The organism is Hirschia litorea, from assembly GCF_042665075.1.
Lineage (GTDB): Bacteria > Pseudomonadota > Alphaproteobacteria > Caulobacterales > Hyphomonadaceae > Hirschia > Hirschia litorea.
The window spans coordinates 373,221-394,100 of the sequence record NZ_JBHTBR010000002.1; the positions used below are offsets into that span (position 1 = coordinate 373,221).

Annotated in this window: 21 protein-coding genes and 2 tRNA genes; 14 read left to right on the forward strand and 9 right to left on the reverse strand. The window is 44.7% G+C overall.

Going from position 1 to position 20,880, the window contains the following annotated elements:
• Positions 1–30 precede the first annotated feature (30 nt).
• The 12 genes from gspG to ACFQS8_RS01935 all read left to right on the forward strand — a co-directional run bounded on the left by gspG (position 31) and on the right by ACFQS8_RS01935 (position 10,030).
• Positions 31–477 (forward strand): type II secretion system major pseudopilin GspG, encoded by a 447-nt coding sequence (gspG, locus tag ACFQS8_RS01880; RefSeq protein ID WP_382166569.1) that lies wholly within the window; start codon positions 31–33, stop codon positions 475–477.
• The gene (locus ACFQS8_RS01885) at positions 465–1,004 is read left to right on the forward strand and encodes a GspH/FimT family pseudopilin (RefSeq protein ID WP_382165176.1); all 540 of its coding nucleotides are present in this window, start codon (positions 465–467) and stop codon (positions 1,002–1,004) included. The genes gspG and ACFQS8_RS01885 overlap by 13 nt, the downstream gene beginning before the upstream one ends.
• A complete protein-coding gene (gene gspI, locus ACFQS8_RS01890) occupies positions 1,001–1,402 on the forward strand; it encodes a type II secretion system minor pseudopilin GspI (protein WP_382165178.1) in 402 nt (133 codons plus the stop codon). Before ACFQS8_RS01885 ends, gspI begins: the two co-directional genes overlap by 4 nt.
• A complete protein-coding gene (gspJ, locus tag ACFQS8_RS01895) occupies positions 1,402–2,019 on the forward strand; it encodes a type II secretion system minor pseudopilin GspJ (protein ID WP_382165180.1) in 618 nt (205 codons plus the stop codon). The genes gspI and gspJ overlap by 1 nt, the downstream gene beginning before the upstream one ends.
• Positions 2,019–3,068: a type II secretion system minor pseudopilin GspK gene (gene gspK / locus ACFQS8_RS01900; protein ID WP_382165182.1), complete on the forward strand. Its 1,050-nt coding sequence runs from the start codon at positions 2,019–2,021 to the stop codon at positions 3,066–3,068. Before gspJ ends, gspK begins: the two co-directional genes overlap by 1 nt.
• Positions 3,068–4,231 (forward strand): type II secretion system protein GspL, encoded by a 1,164-nt coding sequence (gspL, locus tag ACFQS8_RS01905; RefSeq protein WP_382165184.1) that lies wholly within the window; start codon positions 3,068–3,070, stop codon positions 4,229–4,231. Before gspK ends, gspL begins: the two co-directional genes overlap by 1 nt.
• The gene (gene gspM, locus ACFQS8_RS01910) at positions 4,228–4,707 is read left to right on the forward strand and encodes a type II secretion system protein GspM (protein WP_382165186.1); all 480 of its coding nucleotides are present in this window, start codon (positions 4,228–4,230) and stop codon (positions 4,705–4,707) included. Before gspL ends, gspM begins: the two co-directional genes overlap by 4 nt.
• Positions 4,708–5,475 carry a type II secretion system protein N gene (gene gspN, locus ACFQS8_RS01915; RefSeq protein ID WP_382165188.1) on the forward strand — a complete coding sequence of 256 codons (768 nt, stop codon included), beginning with the start codon at positions 4,708–4,710 and terminating at the stop codon, positions 5,473–5,475.
• Positions 5,476–5,510: 35 nt separating this feature from the next.
• Positions 5,511–6,017 carry a hypothetical protein gene (locus ACFQS8_RS01920; RefSeq protein ID WP_382165190.1) on the forward strand — a complete coding sequence of 169 codons (507 nt, stop codon included), beginning with the start codon at positions 5,511–5,513 and terminating at the stop codon, positions 6,015–6,017.
• Positions 6,018–6,127: 110 nt separating this feature from the next.
• Positions 6,128–6,204 (forward strand) — tRNA-Asp (locus ACFQS8_RS01925).
• Between the two features lie 482 nt (positions 6,205–6,686).
• Complete coding sequence (locus tag ACFQS8_RS01930; protein WP_382165192.1) at positions 6,687–8,864, forward strand: TonB-dependent receptor; 2,178 nt, start codon at positions 6,687–6,689, stop codon at positions 8,862–8,864.
• A gap of 17 nt (positions 8,865–8,881) precedes the next feature.
• On the forward strand, positions 8,882–10,030 hold the full coding sequence (locus ACFQS8_RS01935) for a PepSY-associated TM helix domain-containing protein (protein ID WP_382165193.1): 1,149 nt from the start codon (positions 8,882–8,884) through the stop codon (positions 10,028–10,030).
• 405 nt (positions 10,031–10,435) lie between these two features.
• Here ACFQS8_RS01935 and ACFQS8_RS01940 read toward each other — a convergent pair.
• From ACFQS8_RS01940 to ACFQS8_RS01955, 4 genes are all read right to left on the reverse strand, one after another.
• Positions 10,436–10,525, reverse strand: a tRNA-Ser gene (locus ACFQS8_RS01940).
• A gap of 101 nt (positions 10,526–10,626) precedes the next feature.
• Positions 10,627–11,226 carry a DUF3299 domain-containing protein gene (locus ACFQS8_RS01945; RefSeq protein WP_382165195.1) on the reverse strand — a complete coding sequence of 200 codons (600 nt, stop codon included), beginning with the start codon at positions 11,224–11,226 and terminating at the stop codon, positions 10,627–10,629.
• A 27-nt stretch (positions 11,227–11,253) separates the two neighbouring features.
• Entirely contained in the window at positions 11,254–12,582 is a 1,329-nt protein-coding gene (locus tag ACFQS8_RS01950) for an ABC transporter permease (RefSeq protein WP_382166570.1), read from the reverse strand.
• The gene (locus ACFQS8_RS01955) at positions 12,582–13,301 is read right to left on the reverse strand and encodes an ABC transporter ATP-binding protein (RefSeq protein ID WP_382165197.1); all 720 of its coding nucleotides are present in this window, start codon (positions 13,299–13,301) and stop codon (positions 12,582–12,584) included. The genes ACFQS8_RS01950 and ACFQS8_RS01955 overlap by 1 nt, the downstream gene beginning before the upstream one ends.
• A 180-nt stretch (positions 13,302–13,481) precedes the next feature.
• Between ACFQS8_RS01955 and ACFQS8_RS01960 the strand changes: the two genes are divergently transcribed.
• Positions 13,482–14,159, forward strand: a complete 678-nt coding sequence (locus ACFQS8_RS01960; protein WP_382165199.1) for a ZIP family metal transporter — start codon at positions 13,482–13,484, stop codon at positions 14,157–14,159.
• A gap of 10 nt (positions 14,160–14,169) precedes the next feature.
• Here ACFQS8_RS01960 and ACFQS8_RS01965 read toward each other — a convergent pair whose 3' ends face one another.
• Entirely contained in the window at positions 14,170–14,538 is a 369-nt protein-coding gene (locus ACFQS8_RS01965) for a RyR domain-containing protein (RefSeq protein WP_382165201.1), read from the reverse strand.
• 147 nt (positions 14,539–14,685) lie between these two features.
• Here ACFQS8_RS01965 and ACFQS8_RS01970 point away from each other — a divergent pair, with 147 nt between their 5' ends.
• The gene (locus tag ACFQS8_RS01970; RefSeq protein WP_382165203.1) at positions 14,686–16,506 is read left to right on the forward strand and encodes a RyR domain-containing protein; all 1,821 of its coding nucleotides are present in this window, start codon (positions 14,686–14,688) and stop codon (positions 16,504–16,506) included.
• A gap of 25 nt (positions 16,507–16,531) precedes the next feature.
• Here the strand turns inward: ACFQS8_RS01970 and ACFQS8_RS01975 are convergent, their stop codons facing one another.
• The 4 genes from ACFQS8_RS01975 to pyk form a co-directional block, all read right to left on the reverse strand.
• Positions 16,532–16,771: a hypothetical protein gene (locus ACFQS8_RS01975; protein WP_382165205.1), complete on the reverse strand. Its 240-nt coding sequence runs from the start codon at positions 16,769–16,771 to the stop codon at positions 16,532–16,534.
• Between the two features lie 192 nt (positions 16,772–16,963).
• Positions 16,964–18,040: a hypothetical protein gene (locus ACFQS8_RS01980; protein ID WP_382165207.1), complete on the reverse strand. Its 1,077-nt coding sequence runs from the start codon at positions 18,038–18,040 to the stop codon at positions 16,964–16,966.
• A gap of 128 nt (positions 18,041–18,168) precedes the next feature.
• Complete coding sequence (locus ACFQS8_RS01985) at positions 18,169–19,356, reverse strand: FAD-dependent oxidoreductase (protein WP_382165209.1); 1,188 nt, start codon at positions 19,354–19,356, stop codon at positions 18,169–18,171.
• 92 nt (positions 19,357–19,448) lie between these two features.
• Entirely contained in the window at positions 19,449–20,867 is a 1,419-nt protein-coding gene (pyk, locus tag ACFQS8_RS01990) for a pyruvate kinase (protein WP_382165211.1), read from the reverse strand.
• Positions 20,868–20,880: the final 13 nt, after the last annotated feature.

A 20,880-nucleotide genomic window follows, 5' to 3' on the forward strand; every position in this document is an offset into this window, starting at 1 on the left:
ATGACACATGACGCACACACGAACGGTAAAATGAATAATTCGATAGAGAACGCCACCTCAGAAGAGGCAGGTTTCACGCTCGTTGAGCTGATGGTTGTAGTTTTCATCATGGGATTGCTCGCAACTGTGGTGCTAGTAAATGTGATGGGAAATGTGGATACGTCTCGCGTTAAAAAGGCGAGTGTAGATATTGCAACATTGGAAAGCAGTCTTGACCGTTATCGCTTGCAGTTAATTGACTACCCGACAACTGAGCAGGGGTTAGAAGCTCTTGTAACTGCGCCAGAAGATTTGTCGCGTCCCGAGCTTTATCCTGCTGGTGGGTTTATTAAACGTCTTCCATTGGACCCATGGGGTAATGATTATCAATACGTCTATCCAGGTGAGCATGGCGTCGTGGATATTTATTCCTTCGGTGCGGATGGACAATTAGGTGGTGAAGAGCTGGATGCGGATATTGGAAATTGGACAAACTAAATCCATCTCCAACCCATGCGCATGAGAATGGTTTCACGCTAATTGAATTGCTCGTTGTGGTTTTTATTATTGGTCTGATGTCCAGTGTGGTCGTCATGTCCATGCCCAAAGGCATGGATGATGGACAAGAACAGGCAGCTAATCTCGCCAAAGCAATAAATTCACTCTCGCGTGAAGCAATTGCTTCAGGTGAGGCTGTGAGTTGGACGCATATTGATGGGCAGAATTTATTTGAACGTTTTCATAAAGGCGAATGGATTGCGCTGAATGCATCATCGCGTTTTGTAGAGAAAAGCCTCACAACGCAAGAAATCAAGGTAAGCGTGTCTTTGTTGGGCATAGAGACACAACGTAAAAACCTTGAAGATAAAAAGATTAAACCCGAACCGCCTATCATTTTTTTTCCGACGGGAGAGGCGACGCCGGCAATTGTGCGTATGTCATCCATTGCCTATGATATTTCTTACGCACTCAATACCAGCGGGAAGCTTATAACCACCTCCGTTAATGGTGGTGTAAACCGATGAGGGGTGTAGAATTTAATCCATGCGATGAGGCCGGTTTTACACTAATAGAAGTGTTGGCAGCTCTAAGTGTTTTTGCGATCGCCGCACTCGGCTTAATTCACGTATCATCTGAAAATACTCATGGTGCTCGCGCCATTGAAGAGCGGATGCTCGCGACAATTGTAGCTGACAATGAAATGACGCTCACATTGGTGCAACGCACCCCATTAGAAGTTGGTGTTTCGACGGGACGCACAGTCGTGGGTGGACGTGATTGGGAATGGCGAAAGACAATTTCTACCACCCCTAATCCACTTATTCAGCAAGTGAAAATAGAAGCGTGGGTCTATGATGAAGGCTTTGAAGGTGAGCAATCTGTAAATGTGTCACTCACCGCATTCAAGGGGAAGACCTCGTAATGCGTAGCGAAGCTGGGTTCACATTGGTTGAGGTAATGGTCGCAACTTTCATTATGGGCATTTTGTCTGTGATGGGGCTCATCATGTTGGACAATACTCTTTCCACTAAAAATACGTTGGAGAATGTGCTGGGTGAAGTCCAAGCCTTAGAACAAACGCGCTCCATATTGAAGAGTGATCTAGCTCAAGTCACAACACGGCTTGCACGTGATGAATTTGGCTTTTCTTCTGAAGCAGTATTTGAGGGAGGCGTTGATCTGGACAATGTTGAGTTGCTTACTTTCGTCCGTAATGGAAATGAAATGCCTGGTTTGAGCAATGCTGCTTCAACGCTTCAGCACGTTCAATATAGGTTTGAGCAAGGTAATTTTATCCGTCGAACACGTGCGCGGGTTGACGCTGTGAGTGAGACTCCAATCCATGATCGTGTCCTTATGTCAGATCTTTCATCCGTAAAGGTCGCATTTTTTGACGGAACAGGCTGGGGCAATAGTTGGCAGGGTTTTAATTCATCTGACTTGCAAGGTATTGCAGCGCCGCCCGCAGTTTCTTTGACTCTGGACTCAAAACGCTATGGTCCAGTTCAATTGCTTTTTGCAACTCCTGCGGGGCATTGATGATGTTCCAAGCGATAATCCATAAAATCTTTGACAGAAATAAAGCATCAAGAAAAAGCAAAGATGCAGAGCATGGCGCAGCATTGATTACCGCCTTATTGATAGTTTCTGTTATGTCTGTCACCGCGCTAAGCGTGATTGAAAGTTTGCGTTTCTCCATGAAATTGTCGGGGAATATGGCACAGCGAGAGCAAGCAAGATTGTATGCGTTGGGGGCGGAGCAGCTTGCAATTGCAACCATTAATGCAGCGCGAAAATTGTCTCCACAAGGCGAAGAAAAACGCTATCCTGCGTTAGATGAATGGACACGTACTCCTCTTTTGTTTCCCATTGATGGTGGGTCAATCAAAGGAAAAGTCGAAGATGGTTCCAACTGCTTTAACTTAAACGCTGTGGTTAGGTTGGGAGAAGGTGAGAGGGTAATCGTTGCGGATGGTGAGAATATAAAACGTCTTGCACGATTATTTGAGTATACGGGCGTCTCTCTTGGTGAGTCTGTGGGTTTGGCCAATAGTATAGCTGATTGGATTGATACAAATAATACACCTGAATATGGCGGTGCAGAAGATCCAGATTATTCAATTCAACAACCACCTTATCGAACGAGCGCCACTCTATTAGCCGATGTCAGCGAGTTGAAAGTTATAAAAGGGTTCACTCCCGAGATGGTTGACAAAATGGCACCTTGGCTTTGTGCACGTCCGAATATGAAGTTGTCACCTTTAAACATAAATACGCTGACGCTGGAAGATTTGCCGCTGTTTCTCACTTATTTAGGACCTAGTTTTAGCGATACGACAGTCAACGCTATTTTAGGCGAACGTCCTGTGACAGGGTTTCAGAATGTAGATGATATGTGGGCCTTGTCAGTATTTGAGAATGATAAAATAGAAGATGAAGATAAGCACTTATTTGGTCTCAAGTCTGAGTATTTTGATGTGATCGCACAGATAAGCTATTACCAGACTGTGATTAGTCTGCATTCGACTTTACAAATTACAAATAGCGGAGACATCACGAACATCTCTCGCAGATATGGGAATTTCTGATGGCAAATTGGCTTGTCGCAATCGCAATAGAAAGTCCAGCAGACGGGTGCGATTGGCGCTTACTGTCTGACAAGGGGGATATTCTCACCCGTGGGTTTGCATCATTGCAAGACTTGGCAGACATAAAACACGACCGGTTTGTTCTTGTCTTACCCGGACAGAATGTTTCCGCCTTTAGGGCAGTATTGAATGCCAAAAATGACGCCCAATTACGTGCAATTGCGCCCTTCGTAATTGAAGATGATATTGCGGCGGATATTGACGGTCAGCATGTTTCAATTGGGTATCATGCATATGAGACGCGTCATTATACATTGGCCGTTGTATCACACGATTACATGACCATTTGGCAAAATGCCTTGCAAGAAGTTGGTTTGGTTCCATTTAAAATATTGCCTGATTATTTTTGTCTTCCCAAAAATAGCGAACACGTCACCTGCCTGTTACTAAACAATAGAAGCCTCTATCGATATCAAGATTGGGGGGCGAGTTTTGATCCTGATGTAGATGGTGGATTGATTGAAAAGATTGTTCAATCAGCGGCCGAAAAGTGGGATTATGCTGGACAATCAAATACAATAGAACTTAGTGAAATCGCACACGACACGAGCGATAGTTTAGACATATTGGCTGCCCAAGTGGTGAATGAAAAATTCACATTAATGCAGGGGAGATATGTCGTTAAATCTTCAAGTAGCTCTAATACATTTAAGCAATGGAAAATGCCACTTGTTTTGGCAATGGTGAGTGTGTTGATTGCTACGGGCTATAATATTGCCGAAGGTCTTACGTTTAAATCTGAGACTCGAGTCTTGAGTACTTCTGTAACAAATGAGGTGCGACGGGTGTTTCCAGGCGTGAAGCGCATTGTGAACGCGCGGGCACAACTTAAGACTCTGACTGCTGGCACAGGGCAAGCATCCGACTTCCTCCAGCTATCCGGCCTGTTATCAGTAGGGGTGCAGGAGGTTGAGGGCATATCTTTGGATTCATTACGCTATGACGCGCGACGCAAAGAAATTCAAGCAAGCATAATGTATGCAAATTACGAAGAGTTGACGCAATTTAAGGAAACAATTGAAGCACTTGGCGGATCTGTACGTGAAGGTGGTTCAAGGCAAGTGGGTAATTCGCGCGCTGGTGAAATCACGGTGACATTATGAATTTGAAGAATTGGTGGAATACGCGCGACCCACGAGAGCAATTATTAATATGCCTATGCGGCATGTTAACTCTGGCAGTGATTTTATTTCAGTTTGTCTATATGCCGTCCTCAAAGTTTAGAGATCAAGCGTCTCGACGCTATAATGCGCAAGCTGCTACGCATACAGAAGTCGTTCAAACTTTGCGGGCGTTTGAAAATTCCCCGCGTCAAACAAATGCCAAATCCAACGGTCCTATACAGGGCGTCGTGACGGATAGTTCTGCAGTATTTGGTATTGAAATAAACCGGATCGAACCCACTGAGAACGGAGACTTAACGCTCTGGATAGAGCAAATAGACCCAAGAGCATTATATGCTTGGTTGACAGATTTAGAAGTTAATCACGGAATTGCGGTAAGCAAAGCATCCATTCGTGCCAATAAAGATACGGTGACGGTAAATGCAAATGTCTTCGTCAGTCGAGGAGGCAATTAAATGCGGTTCATATCTGTAGGGTTACTGTTTATCGCATTGTTTATAGGGGCAATTATTGCATATTTGCCTCTGAAGTTTGTCGTTGATCTTAGCGCTCTGAAATCTAAAGGGGTTTATTATGATCGTGTCGTGGGCACTGTTTGGGATGGTGGTTTAAGTGATGTGCACATTGCCGGAGAAGCCATTGGTCAACTCAACATATCCTTAAAACCGTTGAGTATTCTGAAGCTAAAACCTGAGTTAGCATTTGAGTTTGCAGGTGCTGTTGGATCAGGCAAAGGCCTCATGGCGTTTGGGTTAGATAAATCCATTACTGTGAGAGATGTTTTGGGGAATATACAATTAAACGCTGTGAAGCATTTGGACATGCAGTTACGGCGTTCCCCGTCAAAGTTAAATCTATCAATTCGTCATTTAAAGACGAATGCTGAAGGACAATGCTTAGATGCTTCTGGTCATCTGACTTCAGATATACTGTCTGCTGTAGGGCGGTCTTGGGGGTGGGATGGTCCAGAGATGGATGGTTCTATCTTGTGTGAGGGTGAGCATTTTCTTGTTGATATGAAGAATAAAAGCGGAATTGATCAGCTTCAAGCTCGAGGTCTATTTCGTAGCGATTTGAGTTATGACGTAGAATCTCATGTCAAAACGCAAGATGTTCGACTGTCTAATGCATTGATAAGTTTTGGATTTGTAGCTCAGCCAGAGCAGGGCGCTTATCTTTATTCCAAGACTGCAATTGCGCAGGCCTCAGCTCCAGCATCTTAAAAAGAATTTTGTTCCACGTATGAAGGGCATGTATTTTGTTTGTAAATTTATTGAAATTTATTTCCTTGGTGGCGCTTACATGCGTAGCTGGGTGTGCATCAACGCCAATAGAGTCAGCACCTGTAGAAGAGCCTAAAGTCGTCGCTGTGACGGATGAAACAGGTTTGCCCTATGAGTTAGGTGAATTGAATGCGCAGAAATTGGAGCTCGGTGATTGCGGGTTGTTTTTGTTTGCTTCTCGACCTGAGCCACGGTTTGTATTTTTTGGTGAAGCGGGAAAAGGTACAGCTAAAATTGTGCTGAATGGATCGGAGACCACGTTAATCAGGTCGGATGTATCTGGAGATGTATTGGATCTTCATTACACTGAACAGGTTTATACTGCCCCGATTGAAGGTGTTGAGCTGAGGGTGACGATAAACGAAGCTGAATCCGTTGAAGGTGGTTCACAAATATCTAAAGCATCTATTCGTATGAGCTCTCCTGAGGGGTGGAAAATGGTGATTCCAGTGGGCGGCGCGACCTCTTGCCGTAATAGCTGAAATAAAAATTCGAAAAGTTGCATTTTCCGTAAGATTAGTGCTTGACGATCGTATGTACACTAGACTACACACAGCGCTCCAAACAATGATTAATCAAAGTTTGGCGATGCGCGGGTGTAGCTCAGCTGGTTAGAGTGCCGCCCTGTCACGGCGGAGGTCGCGGGTTCGAACCCCGTCACTCGCGCCATTCCTTTTCGGGAATGGCGTCCGCGCATGAAGATAAAGTTCCCATTGAAAAATGTCATCGTAAAATGCAGCTAAGTTGTGTAAACTAGCGCTTTTCTGTACAAAATTGTTTCCGCCTAAATAGATAAAAGAAGCGTCGGCGCGTGGAAAGTTGAGAAAGTTGTCTCACTTTTTAGTTTCTATATTGAATGGAACTTTTTGTCTGGAAAACTCTACAAGCTTTCAGCAGTGTCTAGCTTAATTTCGTCTCCGCTGATCAAAGGGGTGAAACTGAGCAATTGCAGACAGTTTGCTGCACATAAAGTTCGTTATGACCAACGGCAGACTAGCTCTTACAACATCAATGCGTGAAAACAGTAACTAGTGAAATTGGTGCTTTTAGGAAGCCCTCAGTAGAGCAATTTCGTCTTCGTTTGACAGAGTGCAGAGATAGCTGTAAAGCCTCCAGATAATATTGATAATCATTCTCATAAAGGTGTTTTTATGTTATCCCTTCGTCCGGCTGCTGTTACTGCTTGCGTGCTTTTTTGTACTGTAAGCCCCTTAGCTTTGGGGCAAGAGGAGGTTGCTGCTTCAGATGGAGAGCGTCAGCTCGACACAGTCGTAGTGATCGGTTCGCAAGTAGAATTGACCAGCAAGTTTGCAGGCGGTCAGGTGGCGCGTGGTGGTAGAACGGGTTTGCTAGGTAATTTGGATTTTCTAGACTCGCCATTTTCTGGAACAGCTTACACATCCGAATTGTCGTTGAACCAGCAGTCAGAAAGTATTGGTGATGTCCTGCAGAATGACCCGAATGTTCGGGTAGCCAAAGGCTTTGGGAATTTCCAAGAGGTTTATATGCTGCGCGGTTTTCCAGTTTATTCCGATGACATAACACTTAACGGCGTTTTTGGTGTCTTACCTCGCCAGTTTGTTGCTGCGGAGTTTATAGAACGCGTGGAAGTTCTGCGCGGTGCGAATGCATTTGTAAATGGTGCAGCACCGGGAGGAAGTGGTGTCGGAGGTGCGATTAACCTAGTCCCAAAACGCGCCCCAGCAGGCGGAATAAAGCGTATCTCAGCAGGTATAGAAAATGCGAGTCAGCTATATGGAGCGTTAGATATCGGTGAACGCTTTGGCGAAAGTGGTGATTGGGGCGTTCGTTTCAATGGCGTTGTACGCGATGGTGAAACTGCCATCGAAAACCAAGATCGTTCGCTTCAAGCATTCTCACTTGGCACTGATTATGCTGGTGATAAATTTCGTTTTTCTGTCGATCTTGGATATCAGGACAATCGTTTAGATGCGCCACGCCCACAAGTACGACCGCTTGCAGCGATCCCAGAAGAGCCTGATGCAAATGTGAATTTTGCTCAACCTTGGACTTACTCAGAAGAACAACAAACATTTCTTACAGCGCGTGGTGAGTATGATCTAAATAATGCGGTCACTGTATGGTTAGGCGGAGGAGTAAGAACTGGAGAGGAGAGCAATGTTCTAGCAAACCCTAGTGCAGCAGCTGATGGCTCTCTTACGGCATACCGGTTTGACAATTCTCGTGAAGATGATGTTGCTTCGTTCGACACCGGTATATCTGGTCGATTTGATACAGGGGCAGTCAGTCACCGTGTCGTCATGTCCGCTTCACACGTTTCTTTGGAGTCGAAAAATGCCTATGCTTTTTCTAGCTTTTCGACGCCGTTTTCGACGAACTTGTACAATCCTGTCGATGTAGATGCTCCGCTCGCAGATTTTTTCACAGGCGGTGAATTAAATGCACCTCTGAAAACAGAAGAGACATCCAATTTGTCGTTTGCTGTGGCTGACACGTTGGGATTTATAGATGACCAGTTATTGATAACGATTGGGCTGCGCCATCAGCGTATTGAAACATCAACTTTCAATTACAATACTGGTGTTCGTCAATCAAACTATAAAGATGACAAAACATCTCCAGCAATCGGGATCGTTTACAAACTGAATTCGCAACTCTCCATGTATGGGAATTACGCTGAAAGTTTGCAGCCGGGCGAGATTGCCCCAGCAACTAGCGGTAACTTACCCATCTTGAATGTAGGCGAGGTGTTGGAACCGTTCACCGGAAAGCAAATGGAGATTGGTGCTAAATATGATGGTGGTCAATTTGGTGCGACTGCATCATTGTTTCAACTTTCTCGTCCCAATTCCGTTGTGATTGATCAGGTCTTTTCAGCATCCGGCGAGCAAGAAAATACGGGTATAGAGCTCAGTCTGTTTGGTGAGCCGATTGACGGGATGCGGCTTTTAGGAGGCGCTACTTACCTCAACTCCGAATTAGCGCGCACCCAAGGTGAAGTGAACGAAGGAAATACACCGATAGGTATTCCTGAATTCCAAACCAACCTTAATGCCGAATGGGATGTTGCTGGGGTTACAGGCCTAACTATTGATGGGCGTGTGGTTTATACTGGAAGTCAGTATACGAATGCTGCAAATACGATGGAATTGGATAGCTGGACTCGATTGGATTTAGGCACAAGATATACATTGGATTGGGCGAGTAAGCAGATCACTCTGCGAGCACGCGTTGAGAATGTAATGGATGAAAGCTATTGGGCCTCAACAGGTGGGTTTCCAGGTGCAAATTATCTAATATTGGCCAATCCACGGACCTATAGTCTATCGGCATCATTGGACTTTTAGGGCTTTAGGGTGGGACAATGAGATCAGGGACAATCAAGGCATGGAGTGCGGTTCACAAATGGACCAGCCTAGTATGCACATTATTTTTGTTAATGCTGTGCATAACGGGATTACCCCTGATCTTTCATGATGAAATTGATGACTTACTCAATCCTGAAAGCTGGCAACCCGCCAATCCAGAAGCCGAGTACATTAGTTTAGATGATGTAATAAGCATTGCTTTGGCCAATCGACCAAATGAAACGCCAATATATGTAAGCTTCGACATAGAACGTCCTGTCGTTAACGTAACCACGGGTCCAACAGTCGATGCTGCTGGGAGTGCGATGCACTTTGAGTCCTTTGACTTAACAAGCGGAAATATCGTTCCTCCTGCCGCAAAGGGGGATAATGTTATGGAGTTCATCCTCCAGCTGCACACAGACATGTTTCTGGGCTTACCTGGTATGCTGTCCCTTGGATTAATGGGATTTCTTTTTTGTGTCGCTGTAATTTCAGGTGTGGTTCTATATGCTCCCTTTATGCGTAAATTGGATTTTGCATCAGTACGAACAGGTCAGTCCACACGTTTAAAGTGGCTCGATTATCATAATCTATTTGGTGTGGTGACTGTTGCTTGGGTTTTGGTTGTGGGACTAACGGGGGTGATAAATACGTTAGAGCAACCCATAATAGATGCATGGCGTACAAGTGAGCTATCAGATTTAATTTCTGAGAATTCTGAGGTGCCCCCTATCAGCGAACGGGCTTCTCTAGATGCAGCTGTTGCTGAAACAGTAAAGTTAGCTCCTGATATGGTCCTGCAATTTGTTGCTTTTCCAGGCGGCGACTATTCTACTGCTGCTCATTACACTGTCTTCTTGCATGGTAATTCTCCGCTGACGGAAAACATTATAACTCCGGTCCTCATTGATGCAGGCTCGGGCGAGGTTGTCGGGTTGCGTCAGATGCCTTGGTATATGAAAGCCTTGTCTTTATCGCGCCCGTTGCACTTTGGTGATTATGGGGGATTACTCCTAAAGATGATTTGGTTTGTATTGGATCTTATAACTATCTTTGTTCTAATTTCGGGCCTGTTTCTTTGGTTAAAGAAACGAAACTCTTCTGCCTCACGAAAGTTAACTGAGGCAGGCAGTGATGATAGTTGGGCTGAAATCAAAACATGAGTAAAGCATCAAGGCGTACAAGTGTGCGCATAAGCCTATTAAGGGTTTTTCTGTTTCCAGTAATTCTATTTATCATTAGTCTTAGCGGCCTTGTGGCAGCTTTGCTGCTGGAGGGACAGCTAGATCTAATAGCTTCATTAGCGTCAGGGGCCGGACTAACAGCGTTCTTGTGTATTCGCCGGATATAAAGCTGCTCAAGAATATGTACGCTTCATAGAGAATAGATAAAGAAGTAATTTTGACTGAAATAGCGAATATTGGATGCGCTCACTGGTCACTCAAAAACATTAGATGAGTTCTAAATGTAGGACGTGTCCTACATTTTGGATCAAAAGCGTCCTGCATTGACCCTTAGTGCTTCTGTACCATCTTGTTTTTAAGGGAGATGTCTATCTTACATTGACCTGGAGGAGAGGAAGGGATTCGAACCCTCGATACCATCGCTGGTATACTCCCTTAGCAGGGGAGCGCCTTCGACCACTCGGCCACCTCTCCTTAGTCAAGGATACTCTCCTAGCGGGTTTTGCTAGGAGACTGCAAGTCTGAAATTCAATTAATTCACTGGTTTAGAGAATTTTTTTCGCCTTCGTACAAAATCAGTTATCGTAAACTTCAATATCCGTTAATTTGATAGTGTATGCTGCTTCGGCTAAATCCGTTGTTGTGCTCACTATTTCGACATACCCCTCAATCCATACAGCTTGCTGCAGGTCTTTGAGTTTGATTGGCTTATCTGTGGTTACGTAGAGTGTCTGATTGGGAGGTGGCGGCGGCGCATGCAAACATGCTCCGTAATATGGCACGAGCAAAAATTCTTTAATCTCTGCATTTTTGGCGAACTCAAAAGGGACTGTGTAGCCAGGGATTCGGATTTTATGTCCATCTAGAACCTTTACTGTATTGTGTGTTCCAAATTGAATAGCGACGTCTCCTTCGCCTCCTTCTGACACATCAAACAAAGATTGCATTTGCGATTGCATTTGGGCTGCAATTCTTTCCTCTTCTCCGGGTGGTAGCAGGTCAGACCAGCCAATTTCAAAAGTTTCATTCTTATCTTCAGGCAACACATAAGCTAAAGGATCAATGTCCGTTTGAGACGGGACGACATATGTTTTTTCCGACGTTGTTTGTGCAACTGAAATAGAAGGTGCACAGCAAAGCAAAGCGGAGAGGATAAGAGTATGTTTCAAGGACATATTTGAGACCTTTTGGGGAGGTAAGTTTTAGACACGTATAGATAAGCCATCAGAAAGTGCTGATTTCAAGGCGCGCGCTGCCGGCCAGAGAGACATTAGTGCAGAGAATAGCGTCACGGTTAAAATAGTAACGATCTCAAAACTGCTAAACCCTAAGTCTTTTAATTCTAATCCATATTGATTGCTTACCCAAGGCGCGAGAACAGCGAGCAATATATGAGTGACTACAACTCCTATGACGGCACCAGCGAAAGCTAAGAGTGCTGATTCTGCAATAATGAGGCTGAAAATGTGAAGTGGTCTTGCGCCAACAGACCGCAGAATGGCCATCTCTCGGCGACGTTCATTCAGTGTCGTAAATATGGAGATGAGAATGGTCGCCAATCCAACAAAAATGACAAATACAGAGATAGCTTTAAGAGCGTTTTCAGCAGACCCAATGACTGACCATAAAGACGAAAGAGTCATTCCTGGCATAATAGAAAGCAGTGCTTCTCTAGGGTAGGTGTTGACCTCTCGGTTGAAACGTAAAACGGCTCCACGAGATTTTAGTCCTACAAAGGCAGCATTGATAGAAGTTGGTTCAAGGTGCTCGTGTTCATGCTCATGCTCATGCTCATGCTCATGCTCGTGTTCGTGGTGATGATCATCTGCTTTCTCATGGTGTTCTTCATGCTCATCTTCATGAGCGTGTTCACCAAGTTTGACGGGTGAGGTGTCGTGTATTCTCTCAATGGCTTCCAAACTCACATGAACGGTTTGGTCCACAGGCGTGCCTGTTGGCGCGAGAATACCTACGACTTTGAATTTTTGTTTGTCATGTTCATGGAAAGACACATCCCCGACACCATGAGATAAAGTGAGTTCTGTTCCTAGATCATATCCTAGTTTCTGAGCCACCTTTGATCCAAGTACGACTTCCAGCGCGTGAGGGTCGAAAGTGTGTCCTTTTTTGACAGTTAAGTTTTGTTTGCTGCCATATTGATAATGTTCAAAATAAGCAGGTGACGTGCCAAGAACTCGAAACCCTTTGTGGCTGTCGCCAAGAGATATTGGTATGGCCCAAGCAACATCAGGACGACGTGAGATAGCTTCATATGATTCCCATGACATGGGGCTTGTTGCATCGCCTATACGAAATACAGAAAATAGAAGCAAATTTATCGGCCCTGTTCGCCCACCCACAATAGCATCAACGCCAGAAATAGTGCTTTCAAAGCTAGTGCGAGCAGCGTGCCTCGTTTTTTCCACACCAAGGAAAAGGGCCACACTTAAAGCGACTGCCAAAATGGTCAGCATTGCTGTGGTCTTTCGAGCGGATATGCTTTTCCATGCGAGATTGAATATTGTCGTTATCATGCTTCCACGCCCAGTTTTTGAATTTGGTTTATCTCTTCTAGGTGTATTATTTTATCGAAATGACCTGCTAGATTTTCGTCATGACTTACAAAAAGGAGTGTTGTGTCATGCTCTTTAGCTTGTTGTGAGAGAAGGTTGATAAAGCTATCTCTATTGTCTGTATCAAGCGCAGAAGTTGGTTCATCCGCTATAATAAGGTCGGGCGCGCCAATTAGGGCTCTTGCTGCTGCAACACGCTGTTGTTGACCAACAGATAGTTCACCTACCGCACGATCCCAGACGTTTGAAGGTGCCATTCCCAAAGCGCTTAGAAGGTGTTTTCCTTCCTCTTCAAGACTTCCAAATTTCTGGATGGCCTTTTGTTTGCGAGCAGATGAGAACCTGCATGGAAGGCAAATGTTGTCAGATACACTCAAAAAAGGCAGCAAATTAAACATTTGAAAAATGATGCCCATGTGTTCAGAGCGAAACTGGTCTTTCTTGGATGGAGATAACGAGAGAAAGTCAGCCCCTTGGATAAAGACTTCGCCTTGATCTGGTTTGATAATGCCAGCGAGAATACTTAAAAGTGTTGATTTACCCGAGCCGCTAGAACCTTTTAAAAAGGTGTGTGACCCCCGTGTTAGAACTAGGCTGGGAATGTCTAATATAGGTTGGTCTGACTTCCATTGAAAACGAAGGTTTTTCACCTCTATTGCAAAAGATGTATCTGTCATGTCTTTTTAACCTAAACTGGGGCGAATTATATATTTGGGTTAGGGGTGCAATTTATATTGCTCTATCATAACAACGTTATTATATAACATCCTCTTTCGCAAAGCCTAGTTTATGAGGGTGACGCGTTATACCACACCTTTATTGTTAAAAGTGTGGAGGCATGATTTCTGGAGACCGCTTTGACCGCGTTTATACACCTATTAGAAGACGCGATCGGAATTCCTATTGCATTTGGTTTCGCTTTATTAGCGATGTTTTTTTCCTGCCTCGGAATTGGGCTTGCGGCATCAAATAGAAAATTGGCTGAAAAATTCGGAGACTATGCAGCATTTGCTGGTGGTATACTTCTTTCAATTATCGCTATTACGCATTTATTACCCGAAGCGCTTTCAGCAAATATCGTATCCATCATCCTAGTTCTCATTGGCTGTAGTGTTGGAGCGATTCTTGATAAAGTTGGTCACGCAAATGTTGGTAAGGTCAATGCACATTTGATTACTCCAATCGTTGCTATAGGTTTGCACTCTTTTCTCGATGGAATGGTTTATGTAGCTTCACTCGATCATGATCATGGCGGCGGAACGCTTACCGCTATTGGATTGATACTTCACGAAATACCTGAAGGTTTAATAACGCTTGTATTGTGTTTTGCTGTGTTTTCTCGATCTGCTCTGGCTATAATCGTAGCGGTACTTGCCGCAGGAATCAGCACGCCGTTGGGGGCTGTAATTGGGCTGACATTAGATCACAAATTAGGTGAAACGTTTTTGACATATGCATTCCCTGTTGCTGCAGGGCTTGTGAGTTGGGCTGGGTTCAACCTTATTCGGTCTCGTCTCTTTATCTTAAAAAGATAGTTTCGGCAGCTTACAATTCTTGCGTCAGGGATGTGATTATTGCCGCAACGAGTGCGTCTTTTTGCCGTTCTGGAAAAGGCAGTTTTTCGTAGGGAACAAGGAGCGGGTGGGTTTTCTTCTTCCCATCTTTTTCATGTCCGAACACCCAACCATCTTTTAGTTTGGTCTCCATCCATTGATCATGTTGAGCAGAGACGGAAGCGTTGGGGTTATTGATTTTAAATAATACACCTTCCACAGATGCTTTTTTCATCCATTTGGGTGCTTGATTCCAATGAGGTGCTGGAAGCTCACCATGTGCCGCTTGAAATGCGCGAATAGCTTCATGCATGACGCGTGCAATGATTTGTATTTGGTCTTCCGAAATTGGATTTGCCACGGCTTAAACTCTCCAAAGTATTTTTCTATACTAATGGTAAGGTTTCAAAAGACAGTTAACTTGCACTCAAATTGATACGACTTGTAAGCGCGTCCACATGGAGTAAGCTCACAAGACGCTCATTTTACGCATACACGGGTGCCAGTTATGCTTGTTCTGCTCAGAATATTTCTACGCCGTCTTGAAAAATTGGCATTTAGAAAAGCAGCCGCTTTATATTGGTTGTCCTTTATTGGGTTATCATTATTGGCTTTTGGGGCGGGGGTGTATGGCTGGTGGCGCTGGGAATTTGATGCTGCAGACGCCATTTACCAATTGCGAGAAGTAGGGAGCCAAAATTGGCAAGTTTTCGTTGAAACGATCCAATTAAGTATCAAGGCTATTTTTGCTTCAGACATTTATGTTGCAACTTCTCTCGCTCAGATGCCTCTTTCTTTACAAATAGCACGTTTGGCAGGTGCTGTTGCTTTCATACTCATGGTGGGCCGTTTTTTTCTATTTGCGTTGGGAGGCAGAGCTTCTCGTGTTTTTTTATGGGCGCGATGTGATCATGATATTGTGGTGGGAGATCATCCGCTTGCCTTTGAATATGCCAAACTTCAAAAACGGAAGGTCACGCTTCTTTGTCAAACTCCTAACAATGAAAACTGTTTCAAACCTTCAAAATTTATAGCTGATGATTTGAAGCGTTGTGGCGCAAAGCGAGCAAGACGGATAATTGTTGCGCATAATTTAGACGTCGAAACTTGGTCTCAAGCTCAGGAGATAGCCAGCCTTTATCCTAACATGGAGATCCTCGCACACTTCATGGATTCATGGCTATTGGAGAGGGTAAGCAAGGCGGACCCAGCCACTAAGCTGAAGCCCTTCTCTCTGGTAGCAGGCGTAGCGCGGGAGGTCATGTTAGCTCATCCTCCTTACTTGTTGGCGCGTAGAAAAAAACATGCTGTGCAGCATATTATAATCATTGGGTTTGGTGAGCTTGGGCAAGCGCTTGTTCGAGAATTTTTAATAACATCAGTATCTTCCAACCCATTGAAGATGGCCGTGACGATTATAGACCCTCAAGCTAAAGCGTTAGCTGCCGAGTTTCATGCGCGTCATCCAGGAATTAAAAATGCGATAGACTTATCTTTTGTTGCCGGAAATTTGACCCTGCATTCGCCAACAGTTGAATCCTTTATAAAACAAAGGTGTAGCGAAATACCACCCTGCGCAGTTTATATCGCATTAAGCGAAGATGCGCAGCCACTTGTTACGGCAGTTGCTATGAAAGACCGCGCTGAACGAGAGGCGTGGTTTGATGCACCAATTTTTGTAAACAGCCGGAACGGTTCAGGATTGAGGAGCGTCCTTCAAGGAAGTGGTTTGTATGGCATTGAAAATTATAATGAAATTCAGGTGAAAGAGCATGCAAAATATGTATCTGAGTTGAAACTTGTACCATTTGGATCTTGGAGAAGGGGGATGGATGGAACTGCGCTGCTGTCTCCAGACTATGATACTTTGGCCCGCACATTTCATGAAACATATCTCAAAACACAGACAAATACGGCAAACATATCTGCCATAGAGCACAATTGGGATTATCTTGAAGAAGAGTACCGAGTGTCCAATCGACGTGTCGCGGCTCATATGCGCGCAACCCTTGATTCTGCAGGGTTTAATTTAGAAACATGGTTAGAGGAAGGGACTTCCGATGGTCAGCCGCATAGTTGCGTCGATTTACCCAGAAGTATTCAAGTGTTCGATATGGATGATGTCGAAGAACTGGAACGGCTCGCCAGACTGCAGCACGAAAGGTGGATGTTAGATCGGCTGTTAAATGGATGGCGCTTGGGACGATTGCGCGACAACAATATGCGCTTGCACAATCACCTGGTTGATTATGGTCAGTTGGACGACAGTGTAAAGGAACAAGATCGCGCTATGGTTCGTCAGATAGCGAATTTAGTACAGACAGATTAAAACTGAGGTGGGGGATTAAATCTATCTAAGCAACGCACCGAAGGTTTGGAGGCGAACGTTCAGGTTTCGATTGTTCTTCCAATAAAGGTATATTCTCATCCGTCATTGGCGCGCGTGCGGATACACCGAATGTTTCTAGTGCATTTATAGCAGCTTCCAAGTCAGCTAGGGCTATCTTCCATATAGGTAGCCCTTCAATTTCTTCATCTGGGTCTTCGCCTAGAAAAGCGCAATATCGTCGAGCTAAAACTTCGTAAGACTTCATTTCAATCCCCCATAGATTGCGACATTCGCACGAACATCATCCAACATAGAATGGACCGAAGGTAGTTTTCGATTTCTTAATGCGAGAGATTCAATTTAAAATATATGATGGTGGGATCAAATATTTTTAATAATATACTATTAAATCAACAGCTTGTGGACTGCGTTTTTATCTCTGTGATCAAGGGTGGTGTTATTGCTTTGATTGTTGCTTAGGCAACGGACGGCCATAATAGTCTCGTTGAATAGGACCGCTTGTATCGAGTGTGTCTTGAGCTTCATCGTCTAACTCTGATGAAGAGCTTTCCTTGTTCGAGTTGCCATTTAAGCCAGCTTTTGGAGCTGCCATTCTGTTAGCTCCGCCTCGCTCTTCTTTGGTATCCGAAAGGATATCGTTTAAGCCAAGTTCTTTAGCTGTGAAAGCGACTAGACCACCCGACTTGGATAGTATTTCAACGATGTTTTGGCGGGTCTGAAGTTCTATCATACGCATAACTGCGTCGCGGACTTCGGGCGTGCGGTCTGATAATGTGTCCGCTAGCTTGTCGATGTGCTGTTGGTCGATCCAGATTGGTCCGATAGGACGCCCCTCAGGACCTGCATGTGCTGCTTGCGCTTCAGCCATAGTATCAATCTCTGAAAACGAGAAATTAGCTTCATATATCTTGATACCAAGTGGCATGCCGTTCAGCATATTGTCACCTTTGGCATCTTCTTCGATAGATCTCAGCGCTTGAGTAACTGATTGCTCTATACGAGTTTGTTGGGCGCGAATATCTTCATCGCGACAGCTAGTGATCTCATTATCAAAGAGGTTTTCAATACGATTAGATAAAGTTGCTCCAAAATTATCTAACTGACTGCAAATATGGATGCGTTCAATATCAAGGCGAAATACGACGTTAGCAGTAATTTCTAGTTGATGGCGGTCTAAGGTGATACTGCGGAATGGTTTAGGCGTACACGTGTTAACAGTGAGGGAGATCCTACCTGTTCTTCGATTGACCAGAGAGCGAGTATAAAATTCGCCAGTTTGTGCTTTTCGGGCTGGGTAGGTAATATCTGGTGCATCCTTATCCCGAAGCACAGACATTTTAGGGTCCCACAATGTTGCTGGTTCACGAAGGGCACCTACAATTTCACCCTCAGACTGGACAACATAAGTGTGATTAGGGTTTGCGTCGAATGTTCTTGATGCGCGATAGATCAACACACCAAGCAATGCTACCAATAGCACTGCACCGATTAAGACTAAAATTGTCATGACCATGATGGCGTTGTCCCACTAACTTAAACACTAAACTGAAAAATTCCCATTCAGATAACACGCTACAACTGCTTAGCAGTAATCACAATCGCTTTCGTGTTATAGCCGAGATTTAAGGGTGTTGAATACTCCTAATTGGGGTTTTCTGCATCATGGAGGTACAACCAATCTTGTCTAGAGTTGACAAAAGAAGGGGCAAGGCGAGCTGCTAACCACATTGGGCCATAGTTTAAGAGCTGTGAAAAGTGGGTGCCATGATGGAAAAGCGCCATATTTGAACTGGCGGCAGCTTGGACACGGCTTGTGCGCGGTTTTCTTATGCTTTCAAATTGACTGAAAGGCTTTTCAAGCGTGCTGCTTTGATTACTAAGGAGTGCGGCTAAGACGGAAGCGTCTTCTATGGCCATTACTGCTCCTTGTGCCATGAATGGCAGCATGGGGTGTGCGGCATCGCCGATGATGACAGATCGATCATTGGACCAGCTGGAGAGTGGTTCACGGTCAAAAAGCGCGGTTTTAAAGCAGGCCTCAATTGAGCCTATAAGAGTTTGAATTGTAGGATGAAAATTAGAAAATATTGAACGCAACTCTTCACAATCTCCAGTTTCGTTCCAACTTTCCTTCGTCCAGTTTTCTTCTTCAACGACACCAACGAAATTCACAAATCTGCCCTGACTTACATAATAAGTAACGGCATGCCTTTTATTGCCAGTCCAGACTGTGGCTGAGGGCGGAATTAAGTTTGTAGGAAGTTTAATGGTTGGTATCAGTGCGCGCCAAGCGACATTGCCAGTGAATTTAGGGGGAAGTGAAGGTGAAAATATTTCTTTTATTTTGGAATGTATTCCATCGGCACCTATGATGACGTCACCGTGTGCTTTGTTACCATTTAAAAATGTAAGTTCCGCGCCGTCTGCATTGGAGTTTGCGTTTACTACCGTGTGATTTAAGTGAATGACGTCCGAAGAGATCGTGGTAATCGCTTGTTTTAACACATTTATTAAGTCGGCTCTATGTATATGCAGGTAAGGTGCATGGTATTTTGCCTCAGCGTTTTTCATAGAGATTGAGAAGATTTTTTTGCCGCTTCTTCCTAGTCGCATATCGAGAGATCTGGGTTTAAATGCAACTTTTTCCAGCTGCTCTTTAAGTCCTAATTTGTATAGAATTCGCGATCCGTTTGGGCTGAGTTGAAGACCAGCGCCGACTTCAGTTAATTCTGAAGCTTGTTCAAAAACTTGAACAGAAAGCCCCTGCTGGATGCAGCAGAGGGCTGTTGTAAGACCGGCGATTCCGCCACCAACAACCAATACTTTCAACAGTTTACCTCCAGACGCCTTTGATATCTCTTAGGGTATTGAGGCAAATGTTTCAGAATTGATCAATGTGGCGAAACGCACAAAAGTTAATGCTAGACGCGAATAACTTCAAGACGCCAAGCTAAGTTATCATCTAAACCTTTGGTCTGGAAAGCACATGCTATCTTGCCTGATACCTCGCTGCCAAGCTGCTGTTTTACGGCCGCTACTAGGTCTGTATCGCTCATGGTACCCGCGCTCGAGAGGGGTTCTACCCCCCAGAATAGCGACATGTGGCCAAGTTTAGTTTTATCTTGGTTGTGAGCAATTAAGCGCGTTTTGAAGCGTGCTCTAGAAAAGCGAGAAATAACTGAAAAATGCGCTGTCGAAACAAAAACTGCGATACAATCATTTTGTTCGGCGAGTTCACTTATCGCGTCTGCAATTGAATCTGCGTCAAGAGAGTTCTCACTTTTAGGAGGTGCGAAGCTTCCAGAGGATGTCGCATACTCTTTGTCGTTTTCGACTGTCACAACAATTCTATCCATAATGGATACCGCTGTTGCGGGGTGCCGTCCGACGGCAGTTTCAGACGATAGCATAATTGCGTCAGTACCTTGGTAGATAGCTGTTGCAACGTCAGAGGCTTCAGCACGCGTTGGTGAAGCTGATTCAACCATTGATTCCAACATGTGTGTTGCAACGATCACCGGCTTACCTGCAGCGCGGGATGCTCGAACGATGCGACGTTGTAGGATTGGTACCATTTCAGGGGGGTATTCAACCCCAAGATCACCACGTGCCACCATGATCCCATCCGAACCATCGACGATGTCTTCAAGATTTTTGATGGCTGCTGGCTTTTCAACCTTCGCGACCAAGCGACCACGTCCCTTCATCAGCGCACGTGCTTCTTCAAGGTCGGCCCGTGTTTGCACAAAAGATAAGGCAATAAAATCAGCACCGAGGCTACACGCAAATTCCAAATCTTCTTTGTCTTTCGGTGTAAGTGCTGGCACAGGCAGAGCCTTGCCTAAAAGGGTAAAGCCTTTTTTATCACCAATTTTGGCGGGAAGGTCTGAACGCACCCACGGTGTGTCACCTGTTTTAGTAACCGTCAGAATGATCTTGCCATCGTCTACCAAAACCTGATCACCGACTTCCATGACTTTCAGGATTTCGGGGTGAGGTACTGGAATCACATGTTCTTCATCTGACGTTTTACCGGGAACAAGTTTAACTTCCTCATTCATGCTCAGACGAATGTAGCCTTCGGGGAAACTTCCAACACGGATTTTTGGACCTTGCATGTCTGCGAGAACACCGAGTGGACGTCCCACCTTTTCTTGCGCAAGTCTAACGGATTCATAATTGCGTTTATGGCCTTCATGGTCTCCGTGGGAGAAGTTCAGTCTGAATATATCAACACCAGTTTGAGCGAGCAGGTGGATAGTGTCTGGTGCAGAGCTACCTGGGCCTAGAGTTGCAACAATTTTAGCGCGGCGACTTGTGGGAGAAGAAAAACGGCTCATAGAGGTATCCTAA

Excerpts from the sequence above, each read along its gene's own strand:
- ACFQS8_RS01935 (WP_382165193.1), top strand. The coding sequence starts at position 8,882 with ATGAGATCAGGGACAATCAAGGCATGGAGTGCGGTTCACAAATGGACC.
- gspJ (WP_382165180.1), top strand. The coding sequence starts at position 1,402 with ATGCGTAGCGAAGCTGGGTTCACATTGGTTGAGGTAATGGTCGCAACT.
- ACFQS8_RS01980 (WP_382165207.1), bottom strand. The coding sequence starts at position 18,040 with ATGGTCATGACAATTTTAGTCTTAATCGGTGCAGTGCTATTGGTAGCA.
- gspG (WP_382166569.1), top strand. The coding sequence starts at position 31 with ATGAATAATTCGATAGAGAACGCCACCTCAGAAGAGGCAGGTTTCACG.
- gspK (WP_382165182.1), top strand. The coding sequence starts at position 2,019 with ATGATGTTCCAAGCGATAATCCATAAAATCTTTGACAGAAATAAAGCA.
- ACFQS8_RS01970 (WP_382165203.1), top strand. The coding sequence starts at position 14,686 with ATGCTTGTTCTGCTCAGAATATTTCTACGCCGTCTTGAAAAATTGGCA.
- ACFQS8_RS01975 (WP_382165205.1), bottom strand. The coding sequence starts at position 16,771 with ATGAAGTCTTACGAAGTTTTAGCTCGACGATATTGCGCTTTTCTAGGC.
- ACFQS8_RS01955 (WP_382165197.1), bottom strand. The coding sequence starts at position 13,301 with ATGACAGATACATCTTTTGCAATAGAGGTGAAAAACCTTCGTTTTCAA.
- gspI (WP_382165178.1), top strand. The coding sequence starts at position 1,001 with ATGAGGGGTGTAGAATTTAATCCATGCGATGAGGCCGGTTTTACACTA.
- ACFQS8_RS01945 (WP_382165195.1), bottom strand. The coding sequence starts at position 11,226 with ATGTCCTTGAAACATACTCTTATCCTCTCCGCTTTGCTTTGCTGTGCA.
- gspL (WP_382165184.1), top strand. The coding sequence starts at position 3,068 with ATGGCAAATTGGCTTGTCGCAATCGCAATAGAAAGTCCAGCAGACGGG.
- gspM (WP_382165186.1), top strand. The coding sequence starts at position 4,228 with ATGAATTTGAAGAATTGGTGGAATACGCGCGACCCACGAGAGCAATTA.
- gspN (WP_382165188.1), top strand. The coding sequence starts at position 4,708 with ATGCGGTTCATATCTGTAGGGTTACTGTTTATCGCATTGTTTATAGGG.
- ACFQS8_RS01930 (WP_382165192.1), top strand. The coding sequence starts at position 6,687 with ATGTTATCCCTTCGTCCGGCTGCTGTTACTGCTTGCGTGCTTTTTTGT.
- pyk (WP_382165211.1), bottom strand. The coding sequence starts at position 20,867 with ATGAGCCGTTTTTCTTCTCCCACAAGTCGCCGCGCTAAAATTGTTGCA.